This window comes from Gemmatimonadaceae bacterium (genome assembly GCA_030647905.1).
Classification (GTDB): Bacteria; Gemmatimonadota; Gemmatimonadetes; order Gemmatimonadales; family Gemmatimonadaceae; genus UBA4720.
The window spans coordinates 17,811-31,562 of sequence record JAUSJA010000026.1; the positions used below are offsets into that span (position 1 = coordinate 17,811).

Annotated in this window: 11 protein-coding genes and 1 pseudogene; 8 read left to right on the plus strand and 4 right to left on the minus strand. The window is 62.8% G+C overall.

Features of this window, described 5'->3' with window-relative positions; translation table 11 throughout:
• Positions 1 to 6 precede the first annotated feature (6 nt).
• The gene (locus Q7S20_06285) at positions 7 to 1,302 is read left to right on the plus strand and encodes an aminotransferase class V-fold PLP-dependent enzyme (protein ID MDO8501432.1); all 1,296 of its coding nucleotides are present in this window, start codon (positions 7 to 9) and stop codon (positions 1,300 to 1,302) included.
• A 90-nt stretch (positions 1,303 to 1,392) separates the two neighbouring features.
• On the opposite strand, the gene Q7S20_06290 is transcribed toward Q7S20_06285, so the two are convergent.
• The 3 genes from Q7S20_06290 to Q7S20_06300 form a co-directional block, all read right to left on the minus strand.
• Entirely contained in the window at positions 1,393 to 1,578 is a 186-nt protein-coding gene (locus Q7S20_06290; protein MDO8501433.1) for a hypothetical protein, read from the minus strand.
• 134 nt (positions 1,579 to 1,712) lie between these two features.
• A complete protein-coding gene (locus Q7S20_06295; GenBank protein ID MDO8501434.1) occupies positions 1,713 to 3,317 on the minus strand; it encodes an MDR family MFS transporter in 1,605 nt (534 codons plus the stop codon).
• Between the two features lie 62 nt (positions 3,318 to 3,379).
• Positions 3,380 to 4,585: an MFS transporter gene (locus Q7S20_06300; GenBank protein MDO8501435.1), complete on the minus strand. Its 1,206-nt coding sequence runs from the start codon at positions 4,583 to 4,585 to the stop codon at positions 3,380 to 3,382.
• Between the two features lie 258 nt (positions 4,586 to 4,843).
• On the opposite strand from Q7S20_06300, the gene Q7S20_06305 reads away from it, so the two are divergent.
• From Q7S20_06305 to Q7S20_06325, 5 genes and pseudogenes are all read left to right on the plus strand, one after another.
• Positions 4,844 to 6,085: a VWA domain-containing protein gene (locus Q7S20_06305; GenBank protein MDO8501436.1), complete on the plus strand. Its 1,242-nt coding sequence runs from the start codon at positions 4,844 to 4,846 to the stop codon at positions 6,083 to 6,085.
• A 23-nt stretch (positions 6,086 to 6,108) separates the two neighbouring features.
• Positions 6,109 to 7,767, plus strand: a complete 1,659-nt coding sequence (locus Q7S20_06310) for a D-aminoacylase (GenBank protein ID MDO8501437.1) — start codon at positions 6,109 to 6,111, stop codon at positions 7,765 to 7,767.
• A gap of 117 nt (positions 7,768 to 7,884) precedes the next feature.
• Positions 7,885 to 8,223: pseudogene (locus Q7S20_06315) on the plus strand (serine/threonine-protein kinase).
• Positions 8,212 to 8,712, plus strand: coding sequence for a tetratricopeptide repeat protein (locus Q7S20_06320; protein MDO8501438.1), 501 nt, complete (start codon positions 8,212 to 8,214; stop codon positions 8,710 to 8,712). Before Q7S20_06315 ends, Q7S20_06320 begins: the two are co-directional and overlap by 12 nt.
• A 102-nt stretch (positions 8,713 to 8,814) precedes the next feature.
• A complete protein-coding gene (locus Q7S20_06325; GenBank protein ID MDO8501439.1) occupies positions 8,815 to 9,327 on the plus strand; it encodes a methylated-DNA--[protein]-cysteine S-methyltransferase in 513 nt (170 codons plus the stop codon).
• Between the two features lie 70 nt (positions 9,328 to 9,397).
• Here the strand turns inward: Q7S20_06325 and Q7S20_06330 are convergent, their stop codons facing one another.
• A complete protein-coding gene (locus Q7S20_06330; GenBank protein MDO8501440.1) occupies positions 9,398 to 10,726 on the minus strand; it encodes a citrate synthase in 1,329 nt (442 codons plus the stop codon).
• 157 nt (positions 10,727 to 10,883) lie between these two features.
• Between Q7S20_06330 and Q7S20_06335 the strand changes: the two genes are divergently transcribed.
• Together Q7S20_06335 and Q7S20_06340 are read left to right on the plus strand one after the other, a co-directional pair.
• The gene (locus Q7S20_06335) at positions 10,884 to 13,160 is read left to right on the plus strand and encodes a prolyl oligopeptidase family serine peptidase (GenBank protein ID MDO8501441.1); all 2,277 of its coding nucleotides are present in this window, start codon (positions 10,884 to 10,886) and stop codon (positions 13,158 to 13,160) included.
• Positions 13,160 to 13,750 carry a YggT family protein gene (locus tag Q7S20_06340; protein MDO8501442.1) on the plus strand — a complete coding sequence of 197 codons (591 nt, stop codon included), beginning with the start codon at positions 13,160 to 13,162 and terminating at the stop codon, positions 13,748 to 13,750. The genes Q7S20_06335 and Q7S20_06340 overlap by 1 nt, the downstream gene beginning before the upstream one ends.
• Positions 13,751 to 13,752 lie beyond the last annotated feature (2 nt).

Below are 13,752 nucleotides of genomic sequence, written 5' to 3' on the forward strand. Positions count from 1 at the left end.
GTTCACATGACCACACGGCGCAGTTTCGTATCGGGCATGGCGGCCGCGGGCCTCGGCAGCACGGCGATGTTCCGCGAGAGCGCCATCGGCTCGCTATTTCGCGCGAACGTGATCGCCGGGAATCGCCCGCCGGAGTCGGTGGCGGACGACGAATCGTACTGGAGCGAGATCCAGCGCGCGTTCGACGTGGATCGCACGATGATCAACCTCAACAACGGCGGCATCAGCCCGACGCCGAGTCACGTGCTCGAGGCGATGATCCGCGATCTCAGGTTCACGAACGAGCTGCCAGTCGAGCACATGTGGCGCGTGCTCGAGCCGCGCATCGAGAGCGTGCGGCGGGATCTCGCCCGCGAATTCGGCTGCGATCCGGAGGAGATGGCGATCACGCGGAATGCGTCCGAGGCGAACGAGATCATGATCATGGGTTTCGATCTCAGGCGCGGCGACGAGGTCGTGGTATCCAACCAGAACTACGGACGCATGCTGACGGCGTGGGACCAGCGCGTCAGGCGAGACGGCATCGTTCTGAAGCAGGTGTCGTTCAAAGTCCCGCCACCGTCGCAGCAGTACATCTTCGAGCAGTTCAAGGCGGCAGTTACGCCGAACACGCGCGTGATCGAGCTTCCCCATATCACCAATCTCACGGGGCAGATAATGCCCATCCGCGAGCTGGTGGATTTCGCGAGACCGCGCGGCATCGAGGTGCTCGTGGATGGCGCGCACGCATTCGCGCACTTCCCGTTCAAGCGCGACGACCTCGGCGCGGACTTCTACGGAACCAGTCTGCACAAGTGGCTGCTGGCCCCCATAGGAACCGGATTCCTTTACGTGAGGAAAGAAAAGCAGCGCAAGGTGTGGCCGCTGATGGCGGCGGCCTCGAGCCAGGACAACGACATCCGGAAGTACGAGGAGATAGGAACGCATCCCGCCGCGAACCACAACGCAATCTCCGCCGCGCTGGCATTTCATCGCGGGATCGGCAGCGATCGCAAGATCGCGCGCCTGCGCTATCTGCGCGACAGATGGGCGAAGCGGTTGATCGCGGAGAGCCCGAGGGTGAAGGTTCTCACACCGCTCGACAGCGCGTATTCGGGTGCGATCGCACTCGTGAGCGTCGAGGGCCTCGAGTTCGGCAAGCTCGGAAGCTGGCTGATGTCGAACCACCGGATCGTGAACACGCCGATCCTGCACCCGGAGTTCAATGGGCTGCGCATCACGCCCAATGTCTACACGACCGTGGACGAGATAGATACGTTCGCGGACAAGATGACCGACGCCATCAGGAAGGGCATCAGTTAACGAAGGGAGTTTCGCGTTGTGGTGGAATTCCGGACTTGTGGGTCCTGATACAGAAGAGGCGGGCCGTTTCGGCCCGCCTCTCTTCGTTCCTTAGTCCTTCTGGGTCTTGCTGCCTTTCGGCCGGCCACCCTTTCGCGCCGCCTTGCCATCCTCGATCATCTGATCGAACGCGGCCTTCGCATCCACCATCAGCGCGGTGTGCGAAGCGCGACGTTCCTTCTCCGACCGCTTCTTCTCGAGCTGATAGATGGCCTGCGGAGTCTTTGTCTTTGGCATCTAGACTTCACATCCTTTTATCACGAGTCGCATACTGTGAGCGCCCCGCCGGCAGTCGCCGCGCGGAGCGCTTTCTTATGTCTGAATATAACCGGATTCCGGGCCTTTTTGCAGTCCCTACCCCTAATCGGACCTCAATCCATTGCCCGCGCGGCATCGCCGGCCGGCTCGGCAGACTCGGTATCGGACGGCATCGGAAACACCTCGCCCATCTCATCACCCACGTCGCCCGCTCTGGCGGCGACAGTGTCACGCAACGGGTGCTCCGGAAGCATCCACGCCAGTAGAAACCCGAGCACTCCGATCGCTGTCGCGACGACGAACACAGTGTTCAGCGCCGATGTGAACCCAGCCGCGTAGACCTGCCTTATCTCGGCGGGAAGCCTCGCAAGCGTCCGTGGATCTATGTTCGCGCCGATGCGTCCGCCGTGTGCCGGAAGAGTACGCGCGAAGATGTCGTTCAGCCGCGAGGCGAAGATGGCGCCCAGCGCCGCCGTCCCCACCGATCCGCCGATGAGACGGAAGAGCGTCGCCCCTGAAGTCGCCACTCCCAGATCGCGATAGTCAACCGAGTTCTGCGCGACGAGCACCAGAACCTGCATCAGCATCCCGAGGCCGAGCCCCAGCGCCATCATCAGGAGAGAAGCGGTGGCAAGCGACGTGTCCGGCCGCATTCGCGACAGCATGAACAGACCCGCCACCATCACGGCCGTGCCCATGACCGGGAAGACCTTGTACCGACCCGTGCGGCTGATGACCTGTCCCGAGATGATGGACGACACGAGCATCCCGCCCATCATCGGTACCATTCTGAGCCCGGACGCCGTCGGACTCTCGCCTTTCACCACCTGCAGAAACAACGGCAGGTAGGTCACGGATCCGAACAGAGCGAAGCCGACGATCAGCCCCACCACGGTGGATATCACGAACGCTCGGTTCTCGAACAGCCTGAGGGGTAATACGGGCTCGGCGGCCCGCCGCTCAACGAGCAGGAATCCAGCGAGCGACGCAGCGGTGATTATCGAGAGGCCGACGATGACCGGCGATCCCCACGGATACGCCATGCCGCCGAGGTCGGTCACGATGATGAGTCCGCTCAACCCCGCGGCAAGCAGCGCGGCCCCGGCGTAGTCAATCGCGTGGCTCACTCTCGTCGTGACCGCCGGCAGAGTTGCCGCGATGACGCCGAGGGCGAGCATCCCAAGCGGGAGATTGATGTAGAAGATCCAACGCCACGAGATATGCGTCGTGAAGTATCCGCCGATGAGCGGGCCGGCGATGCTGGCAAGCCCGAAGACCGCGCCGAAGACTCCCTGGTATCTGCCGCGATCGCGGGGCGGAACGATATCGCCGACCGAGGCCTGTGTCGTGACCATCAACCCACCACCGCCGAGCCCCTGAATTGCGCGGAATGCGATGAGCTGCGTCATGCTGCGGCTGAGCCCGCAGAGCGCCGACCCGGCGAGGAAAATCATGATCGCCACCTGAACGATCCGCTTGCGCCCGTAGAGATCACCGAGCTTGCCATAAAGCGGAGTGACGACGGTCTGGGCCAGCAGGTACGCCGTCACGACCCATGACAGGTGACTGAGCCCGCCCATTTCGCCGACGATCGTCGGCAGTGCCGTGGCGACGATGGTAGAATCGAGCGCCGCCAGCAGCAGGACGAGCAACAGCCCGCCGATGACGACGCGAATCTGCTGTGGCGAGAGTGGCAGCGGAACGGTTCCGGAGGTCATATCGCTCTAACGCGGTTCATGACGATTTCGTTGACGGATGGTTATCGCAGGGCAAGCCCGAATCATACCCTCCGCAACTCCGGAAACTTCCAGAACGCCCACGCCGCATAGAAAAGCATGATCACGGCTCCGCTTCCGATCGCCCACTGCACGCTGGTGGCGCGCGCGACAGACCCGGCGATGAGCGAGCCGATCGGAGTGAATCCCACGTAGACGAAAACGTAGGCGGCCATCACGCGGCCACGCAATTCATCCGGCACCACGGACTGGAGAATGCCGTTCGCCAGCGCGCCGTTGATGAGCATCGTCAGGCCAAGGAAGAGTAGCACGCCCGCTGCGATCGGGCGCACGTTCACGAAGCTGAACAGCAGCAGCAGCGACGCAAATGAGATTGCCGAAATCATGAACAGCCGCCCTCTGCGCACGCGGGCGCTCAGCGCGGCGAGAGTCAGTGCCCCGAACACCGCCCCGATGCCTACGAAAGTCACCAGAAGCCCATATCCGCTGGCATCCGTGTGCAGGACGTCTCGCGCAATCACGGGCATCAGCGTCAGGTACTGGAACCCGAACACCGAATAGACGGCGATCACCCCCATCAGACCCGTCACTTCCCGCCTCGACCTTATGTAGGCGAGCCCCTCGCGGAACTCCTTGAGCGCCGTCAGCTGACGCTCCACCGGAATGAACCTGGGCAGCCGAATGGCAAGCAGGCATCCGATCACCGCGATGTAGCTGAGCGCGTTGATCGCGAAGCACCAGGCGAGCCCCGCTCCGGCGATGACCGCCGCGGCGATGGACGGACCGATGATGCGAGCGAGGTTGAAGCCGCCGGAGTTGAGAGCGACGGCATCCACGATGTCCTCGCGCCCAACAAGCTCGACGATCAGCGATTGCCGCGCGGGAATCTCCACCGCGCTGATGAGCCCGTTGATCCCCGCCAGCGCAAGGAGCAGCGGGATGTTGATCCGCCCTGTCCACACCGCCCACCACAACACCACCGCCTCGATCGAGAGCAGCACCTGCGCGATTGTCACGAGCCGGAGCTTGTCACGCCTGTCCACCACCACGCCCGCGTACAGCGAGAACACCAGAATCGGTAGAGACCCGGCGGCGCTCACGAGCCCGACAATGAACGCGCTGTCCGAGAGCTGCAGCGCCAGCCACCCCTGCCCCACCTGCTGCATCCACGTGCCGATCAGCGAAACCGTCTGCCCGATCCAGAAGAGCCGGAAGTTCCGGTGCTCCCGGAGTACCCGGAAAGGGTTCAATGAGCGTGGCTGGGGTGACATCGTGTCAGAAAATAAACAGGATCCGTTACCCGCTGCCCGTTGCCCGCTGCCGGTTACCAGCTACCCGCTACCCGTGACCCGTGACCCGTGACCCGTGACCCGTCACCTGTTACCTGTTCACCGAAGTTGTCAGCAACGGGCAACGGGCAACGGGCAGCGGGCAGCGGGTAGCGGGCAACGGGCAACGGGTTATTATCCGGGATGCGCTCCCATACATACTCCAGGTTCTCCCCGGAGATGGCAGACGCGGTGGACCTGCAGGCGCTGCTTGGCAAGCTGGCCGATTTCCTCCTCCAGTCGGGGTTCGCCGGAGGCCAGCAGCACGACCCGTGGGGCGATTACAACGAGGACGCGGATCGCTCTCTCGAAGCCCTCAAGCAAGCCATACTCGACGCGCTGATCGAGAGCGGCCAGTTCACCCCGGAGCTGCTCGAAGCGCTTCGCGGCGACGGCGGCGAAGACGCGGAAGAGAAGCTCGCGAAACTCCTCGACGATCTCGTGCAGCGGCTCTCCGCCGAGGGTTACCTGAACGTCGACGCGCCGCCCCAGGTGCCGGCGGGACACCAGTCGGTCACGGGCCCCGGCGGTCTCGCACACGCCGCATCGAAGAGCGTCCAGTTCAATCTCACCGACAAGGCGATTGACTTCCTCGGATACAAGTCGCTCCGCTCCATCCTCGGCTCCCTCGGCAAATCGAGCTTCGGCAGCCACGACACTCCCTACCTCGCCACGGGCATCGAAGCCGACGGATCGAGCAAGCCGTACGAGTTCGGCGACGTGCTCAACCTCGACGTCAACCAGACGCTGCTCAATTCGCTCGCTCGCACGGGATCCATCGAAGTTCCCCTCGACCTCGACTACAGTGACCTGATGGTTCGACAGTCGGAGTACCGCTCATCCTGCGCCACGGTGCTGATGCTCGATACCTCGCACTCGATGATCCTCTACGGCGAGGACAGATTCACCCCGGCCAAGAAAGTCGCCCTCGCGCTCACCCATCTCATTCGTACGCAGTTCCCCGGCGACACTCTCCGCGTAGTCCTCTTCCATGACTCCGCCGAAGAGATTCCGCTCGCGACTCTGCCACAGGCGCAGGTCGGGCCGTATCACACAAACACCGCGGAAGGGCTCAAGCTCTCGCGCCGGATCCTCATGGGGCAGAAGAAGGACATGCGGCAGATCGTCATGATCACCGATGGCAAGCCGAGCGCACTGACGTTGCCCAACGGTCTCATCTACAAGAATTCGATGGGGCTCGACCTCGCCGTGGTGACCGAGACGCTGAAAGAGGTGGCGAACTGCCGCCGGTCGGGGATCATGATCAATACATTCATGCTCGCCCGCGACCGCGCGCTCGTCGAGTTCGTGAAGAAAGTCTCCGAGATCAGCCGGGGAAAGGCCTACTTCACCAACACGATGACGCTCGGCCAGTTCATCCTCATGGACTTCCTGCGGAAGAAGACGCGAAAAGTCTCGTAACAACAGCCACGAACAGGATCACAATGACGCGACTCGGATGGGGTGGCTTCGTATTTCTCGTGCTTGCCGCATGCTCGCCTTTGGTGCGGACGGCGCCGACTCCGGCAAACGGCTACGACCTGCTCATCACCAACGCGCGCATCGTGGACGGTACCGGCAATCCATGGTATCGAGGCAGCGTGGCCACGCGAGGTGACCGCATCGCCTACGTCGGTCCGTCGCTGAACGGAATGACGGCCAGGCGCGTCATAGATGCCGGCGGAAAAGTCGTATCACCCGGCTTCATAGACATGCTCGGCCACTCGGAGAACACCATTCTCCGCGGTCCGCACGCCGTCTCCAAGATCACGCAGGGCATCACCAGCGAGATCACCGGTGAAGTCCACTCGGCGTGGCCCAATCTCACTCTTGGCGAAGCGCCCGACCCGCGTCAGCCGTGGCAGTCGCTCGATGGCTACTTCCGCGAGCTCGAGCGACGCGGCACGGCCATCAACCTCGGCACCTACGTCGGAACCAGCTCGGTGCGCGAAGCCGTGATGGGAGAGCTCACACGCCATCCGACCGCGGCCGAGATGGCGCAGATGGGCGCGCTCATCGATTCGGCGATGCGCGACGGCGCGATGGGACTCGGCACGGGTCTCATCTACCTGCCCAGCACTTTCTTCTCCACCGAAGAGCTCATCGCGCTCACGAAGTACGTGGTTCCCTGGCGCGGCGGGTATGCGGCGCATATCCGGAGCGAGGGAACAGGGCTTCAGTCCGCCGTTCGCGAGACGATCCGCATAGCGGCGGAGGCCGGAACATGGGCCGAGATCAGGCACATCAAGTCGCGCTCGGCGGAGCAGATGGCCGACGCGCTGCGGATTGTAGATTCGGCCCGCGCGGCAGGAATAGACGTCACCGCCGACCAGTACCCATACATCGCCAGCGGCACCGGGCTCTCGGCCATGCTCAACACGTGGGTACAGGAAGGCGGGAACGACTCGATGGTCGTGCGGCTGCACGATCCAGCCGTGCGCGCGCGTCTCAGGAAGGAGCTCGCTGAGGACTCGGCGGCGGGAATTCGCACGGCAGAGAAGACGATGGTGAATTCGGTGAGCGTGGATTCGCTGAAGAAGTATCAAGGCAAGCGGCTCACCGAGATTGCCCAAATGATGGGCGATGGCCGCGACGCATACGACGCGGCGTTCGACATTCTCATCGCGGACCGGGGGAGAACGAGCGCGATCTACTTCTCGTTCAACGAGGACGCCCTGCGCATGGCGATGCAGAAGCCATGGGTGTCGGTCGGCCAGGACGCCGGGTCGGTGAGCCCCGATTCGCTCGGCAAGTGGGGTGAGCGCGGACATCCGCGCGGGTTCGGAACGTTTCCGCGCATTCTCGGACGCTACGTGAGACAGGATTCGGTCATTACCCTGGAGTTCGCGATCCGGAAGATGACGTCGCTCGCCGCGCAGCGTGTGGGGTTGAACGATCGCGGCCTGCTCAAGCCGGGCATGTACGCCGATATCACCGTCTTCGATCCGAACACGATCATTGACAATTCGACGTACGAGCAGCCGCAGCAGATTGCGAGCGGCGTGTCTTACGTCATCGTCAATGGCGTGCCCGTCGTGGACGAAGGGAAAGTGACCAGCGCCCTTCCCGGCCGAGCCCTGAGGGGCCCGGGATACCGGAGATAGGCCGCGGGGAGGTACCCGAAAGGTTGGACGGTCTCTGGCTCGCCACCTCGCCAGACCGTAGTTTTTTCTCCCCGTACGACGTCGAGGCCAAAGAGTAAATGTTCGAGCAGTTGTCCAAACATCCTCCCGCTCTTCGACTCGGGTGAAGCGGGTGGATTCCTGTATTACGTGATGCCGTACATTGACGGTGAATCACTGCGGGACCGCCTCAACAGGGACAAGCAGATCCCGCTCGATGAGAGCCTTGGGATCGCCCGCGCAGTAGCCGGCGCTCTGGACTACGCCCACCGCAACAGGATCGTCCATCGGGACATCAAGCCCGAGAACATCATGCTGCACGAAGGGCAGGCGATGGCGTTGGACTTCGGCATCGGAAAGGCGCTGACCGCCGCCGGGCCCGACACTCTCACCCAGGTGGGAATGGTCGTGGGAACTCCGGCGTACGTGAGCCCGGAGCAGGCCGACAAGGCCAGCCAGACAGCCCTCGATCTCGATCCGGATCTCGCCGAGGCCCATTCGGCGCGGGGGCTCTCATACTCGCTGAGCAAGCGTTACGACCAGGCGCAGGAAGAGTTCGAGATTGCGATGAAGCTCGATCCGAAGCTGTACGAGGCGCCGTACTTTTATGCACGGGCCTGTCTCGCTCAGGGCAAGTCTTCCGAGGCCGCGCCCCTTTTCGAGCGGGCGGCTGCGCTCCGGCCCGAGGATTACCACGCCACGACATTCCTTGCCAGCGCCTATACGGCGCAGGGTCGAATCGGCGAGGCGAGCAAGGCATCGCACCGCGCGGTGCGCGCCATCGAAGGGCTGAGAGAAGAAGCGCTCCAGTGCCTCGAGCGAGCGATAGACAAGGGATACGGCCATCGCGAGTGGGTGGAGCACGACTCGGATCTGAACTCTCTCCGAACCGACCGCCGCTTCCAGGCACTGCTCGACAGGATCTAGGACAGCTCCAGCGCGAGCAACATCCACCGTGTCCCGACGCGGGGCAACCGCATATTATTTCGCAAAGGGCAAGCGCGTTCGATTCTCAATTGAGTCAGGGCGATGGAAATTACATACACTATATCGGAAAGTCGCCTCGGGCGTTTGCTGGTTGCGGCTAGCCCGAAGGGATTGTGCATGATCGCGATCGGAAAGTCGGACTCCGAGCTGGAGCGACGGGTTCGATCACACTTTCCCACCGATACGGTAAAGCGCGACGACCGCGCCATGGCAGCCATCCGCAAAGCCGTGGAAGCGCGCGTCGCCGGAAGGGACCTCGACGGGAGACTTCCCCTCGATCTCCGCGGCACGCCGTTCCAGCTCTCGGTATGGAAGGAGATGCTCCGGATTCCCGCCGGAAGCACGCGTACTTACGGCGATGTGGCGCGCCGGATCGGACGCCCGAAGGCGTTCCGCGCAGTTGCGCAGGCGTGCGGCGCCAACCCGGTGCCGATCATCGTGCCCTGCCACCGCGTGGTCGCCGCCGGAGGAGCGCTCGGTGGTTACACCGGAGGGATTGATCGGAAAATCGCGTTGCTGGCGAGCGAGGGCGTGACCGATCCCGCCTGGACGTAAAGGTCAACTGCCCGATTCCCGCTGCCCGATTGCAACGGGTAACGGGTAACGGGCAGCGGGCAACGGTCTTCTAGAGCGTAATCAGGCGCTTGTATGGCCGCTCGTCGTAGCCCGTGTAGATCTGGCGCGGACGCGCGATCTTCTGCTCCTTGTCGAGCAGCATCTCCTCCCACTGCGCCAGCCAGCCGGCGGTGCGGGCGATCGCGAACAGGACGGTGAAGAAATCCGTCGGAAACGCCATCGAGCGATAGATAAGCCCGGTGTAGAAGTCCACGTTCGGGTACAGCTTGCGCGACTTGAAGTAGTCGTCGGACAACGCGATGCGCTCGAGCTCCAGCGCGATCTCGAGGTCCTTGTCCACTCCGACGACCTTGAACACCTCGTCGGCGAGCTTCTTCACGATCGCCGCGCGCGGGTCGTAGCTCTTGTACACGCGGTGGCCGAACCCCATCAGCTTGCCCTTCCCCGCCTTCACTCCGTCAATGAACTGCGGGACGTTCTTCACGTGACCGATCTCTTCGATCATGCGCAGGACCTGCTCGTTTGCTCCGCCATGAAGCGGGCCGAACAGCGCGGCGATTCCGGCCGACATGGCCGAGAAAGGATCCACGTGCGAGGAGCCGACGGCGCGGACGGCGCTCGTCGAGCAGTTCTGCTCGTGGTCGGCGTGGAGGATGAAGAGCACCTCGAGCGCCTTCGAGAAGATCGGGTTCGCCTCGTACTTCGGCTCCGTCATCCGCGCGACCATGGACAGGAAATTGTCCACGTACGAGAGATCGTTGTCGGGATAGACGGAGGGGAGGCCCTTCAGATGGCGGTAGCAGAACGCGGCGATCGTCGGAACCTTCGCCAGAAGGCGAATCATCGAGAGGTTGCGCTCGCGCTCGTCGAAGATGTTGCGCGATGTCGGATAGAACGACGCGAGAGCGGCGACGGCGCTGTTGAGCATCGCCATCGGATGCGCGTCATAGCGGAATCCTTCGAGGAACTTCCGCATGTTCTCGTGCACGTAAGTGTGATACCTGATGTCGTGCACGAACTGGTCGTACTCCTGCTGCTTCGGCAGCTCGCCGTGCCTCAGCAGCCACGCGACTTCGAGAAAGCTCGACTCCTCCGCCAGCTGCTCGATGGGATAGCCGCGGTAGCGGAGGATTCCCTTGTCGCCGTCAATGAACGTGATCGCGCTGCGGCATGACGCCGTATTGAGGAACGCGGGATCGTAGCTCAGCAACCCTGGATCGTCTTCGTCCTCGCTCTTGATCTTCTTGAGGTCGTTGGCCCGGATGGCGCCGTCGGTGATCGGAAGATTGAATGTCTTGCCGGTGCGCGCATCGGTCACATCGATCGCGCCGTCGGAGGTCTGTGTGGCGGGTGCTTCTTCAGTGGCTGTCTTGCTCATACTTTCTCCTGGTGATACTCAAAATTAACCGATTCCGGGGGCGAATCGCATGATGGCCTCCCACTCCTCGGGTTGAAGGCCGTGTGATCCGGATACCTTGTCTGGAACCATTGCTCTCAATTCCCGTAAATTGACCTGTCAATTGAATATGAGCCCCATGTCCAGAACCCGCTCGCTCCTCCTGCTCTCCCTGCTTTCGCTGGCGCTCGCCGGCGCCGCCGGGGCGCAGAATTCTTCCGCCGCGCTTACCTATCCGCCCACCGCGCGCGGCTCGCAGGTGGACGATTACCACGGCACTCGCATCACCGATCCATACCGCTGGCTCGAGAATACTGATTCTCCAGAGACAGCCGCATGGGTCGAGGCTCAGAACCGCCTCACCTTCGGTTATCTCGCGACTATCCCTGAGCGAACCGCGATCCGGAACCGCCTGAGCCAGGTCTGGGACTACGCCAAGTATTCCGTTCCGACGAAGGCCGGCGACCGCCTCTTCTTCCTCGAGAACAGCGGGCTGCTCAATCAGAGCATTCTCTTCGTCCGCGACGGCGATCGCCCCTCGCGTGTTCTGCTCGACCCCAACACGCTTTCCACCGACGGTACGGTCGCACTCTCGGCGACCGAGCCGTCACCGAACGGTCGCTCGCTCGGCTACGCTGTCTCCGCAAGCGGCTCCGACTGGCAGGAGCTGCGCGTGCGCGACATCGAGACAGGCCGGGATACACGCGACACGCTCAAGTGGGTGAAGTTCTCCGGCATCTCGTGGACCAAGGACAACAAGGGATTCTTCTACTCCGGCTACGATGCTCCACCCGCCGGAAACACACTGACCAGCATCAACCGGAACCAGCGCGTCTACTACCATCGGCTCGGCAAGCCGCAATCGGCTGACGAAATCATCTTCGACAGAAAGGACAAGCCGGAGTGGATCTTTGGCGCCCGCGTAACCGAGGACGGCACCTTCGCGATCATCACCGTGTACGAAGGGACCGACCCGCGCAACCGGCTCTACTACATCTTCCTCGACAACCCGAAGAGGCCGGCCATCAACGCTCCGGTCGTTCGGCTGATTGACCGCAAGGACGCGGAGTACGAGTTCATCCACAACATTGGCGACAACTTTCTCGTGCGGACCGATCTTGGCGCGCCGAAGGGAAAGCTTGTCCAGATTGACATCAACAACGACGAGCCCACACGCTGGATCACAGTGATTCCCGAGGGAAAGAACGCTCTGCAGTCGGTGAACGTCGCTGGGAAACAGCTGGTCACCACCTATCTGCAGGACGCGCATTCCAGCCTCCGTCTCTACGGAATGCCGAATCTCGCCGATCCGCGCCGCACTCGCGGGACGTCGGGACCGGGCGGAAATATCCCCGGCCCAAGCAGAGACCGGTTTCCGACCCCGGGCGACGACCGGAGAATGCTCACGGCGCCGGGATATCCGTTCATCGGCGAGATCCAGCTGCCGGGGATCGGCACAGTGGGCTCGATCAGCGCGAAGCCCGGTGATAACGAGATGTTCTATTCGTTCTCGACATTCCTGTCGCCGGCATCCATTTTCAGATACGATGTGAAGCGGCGCACCACGGACGTGTGGAAGTCGCCGAAGCTCGCGATAGACGCCACGCAGTTCGAGACAAAGCAGGTCTTCTTCACGAGCAAGGACGGCACGCGGGTGCCGATGTTCATCACGATGAAGAAGGGGCTTGCGCTCGACGGCACGAATCCGACGATCCTCCACGGGTACGGCGGATTCAACATCTCGCAGAGCCCCTCGTTTTCCCCGGCCAATCTCGTCTGGATGGAGATGGGCGGCATTTACGCGTTGGCCAATCTTCGCGGGGGCAGCGAGTACGGAAAGGAATGGCACGAGGCGGGCATTCTCGGGAAGAAGCAGAACGTCTTCGACGATTTCATCGCCGCGGCCGAATACCTGACCAGGGAGAAGTACACATCGACGCCGAAGCTGGCGATTTCCGGCGGATCGAACGGGGGCCTGCTCGTTGGCGCGGTCATGACGCAGCGCCCGGAGCTTTTTGGCGCGGCGCTGCCGGCGGTTGGCGTCATGGACATGCTCCGCTTCCAGAAATTCACGATTGGCTGGGCGTGGACGTCCGACTACGGATCGTCCGACGATCCGAAGCAGTTCGAGTTCCTGCGCGCATACTCGCCTCTTCACAACATCAAGCCGGGAACGCGGTATCCGGCGACCCTCGTAACGACGGCCGATCACGACGATCGCGTCGTGCCGGGTCATTCGTTCAAGTTCACCGCGACCCTGCAGGTGGCGCAGGCCGCCCCCGCTCCGATCCTCATCCGCATCGAGACGAAAGCGGGCCATGGCGCAGGCAAGCCGACCGCAAAGCAGATAGACACCGCGGCTGACAGGTTTGCGTTTCTCGTGAAGACTCTCGACATGCGCGTACCCCCCAAGTAATGGCCTCCGGCATCGCCCTTTTCGATCAGATACTCGGCGCCGTCCGCTTCGTGCTGCTGGTGACGGCCGGCATATTCGCCGTCTTCTGCCTCATTGACTGGATGGTGAGAACGCGCCGCATCAACCTTTTCGGATCGCTCGCGCGCTTCTCGCGCTCGAAGATCGATCCGGTGCTCGAGCCGATCGAGCGCCGGGTGGTGGCTGCCGGCGGCAATCCGGTGAGCGCGCCACTGTGGGCGCTCGCCGCGGCGGTGATCGGCGGAATCCTCCTCATCAGCGTACTCGATTTCATCCGTGCCGAGCTGATCGGGCTGGCTTTCGCGATGCAGACCGGGCCGGGCGGACTGTTCAAGCTCGTCGTCGCGTGGGCGTTCGATTTCCTCAGGATCGCGATTCTGGTGCGGGTGGTGAGCTCGTGGCTGCCCGTGTCGCCGTACTCGCCCTGGATCCGCTGGTCCTATGCGGTGAGCGAGCCGATCCTGCGGCCCCTGCGCCAGGTGATTCCCGCGATGGGTCCCATGGACATCACCCCCATCATCGCGTATTTCCTTGTCGGGTTTCTGCAGGGAGCGGTGCTCCGGCTGCTGTGACC

What these genes read in the sequence shown, in the direction of transcription:
- Q7S20_06285 (MDO8501432.1), top strand. Translation starts at nt 7, where the DNA reads ATGACCACACGGCGCAGTTTCGTATCGGGCATGGCGGCCGCGGGCCTC.
- Q7S20_06290 (MDO8501433.1), bottom strand. Translation starts at nt 1,578, where the DNA reads ATGCCAAAGACAAAGACTCCGCAGGCCATCTATCAGCTCGAGAAGAAG.
- Q7S20_06295 (MDO8501434.1), bottom strand. Translation starts at nt 3,317, where the DNA reads ATGACCTCCGGAACCGTTCCGCTGCCACTCTCGCCACAGCAGATTCGC.
- Q7S20_06305 (MDO8501436.1), top strand. Translation starts at nt 4,844, where the DNA reads ATGGCAGACGCGGTGGACCTGCAGGCGCTGCTTGGCAAGCTGGCCGAT.
- Q7S20_06310 (MDO8501437.1), top strand. Translation starts at nt 6,109, where the DNA reads ATGACGCGACTCGGATGGGGTGGCTTCGTATTTCTCGTGCTTGCCGCA.
- Q7S20_06325 (MDO8501439.1), top strand. Translation starts at nt 8,815, where the DNA reads ATGGAAATTACATACACTATATCGGAAAGTCGCCTCGGGCGTTTGCTG.
- Q7S20_06330 (MDO8501440.1), bottom strand. Translation starts at nt 10,726, where the DNA reads ATGAGCAAGACAGCCACTGAAGAAGCACCCGCCACACAGACCTCCGAC.
- Q7S20_06335 (MDO8501441.1), top strand. Translation starts at nt 10,884, where the DNA reads ATGTCCAGAACCCGCTCGCTCCTCCTGCTCTCCCTGCTTTCGCTGGCG.
- Q7S20_06340 (MDO8501442.1), top strand. Translation starts at nt 13,160, where the DNA reads ATGGCCTCCGGCATCGCCCTTTTCGATCAGATACTCGGCGCCGTCCGC.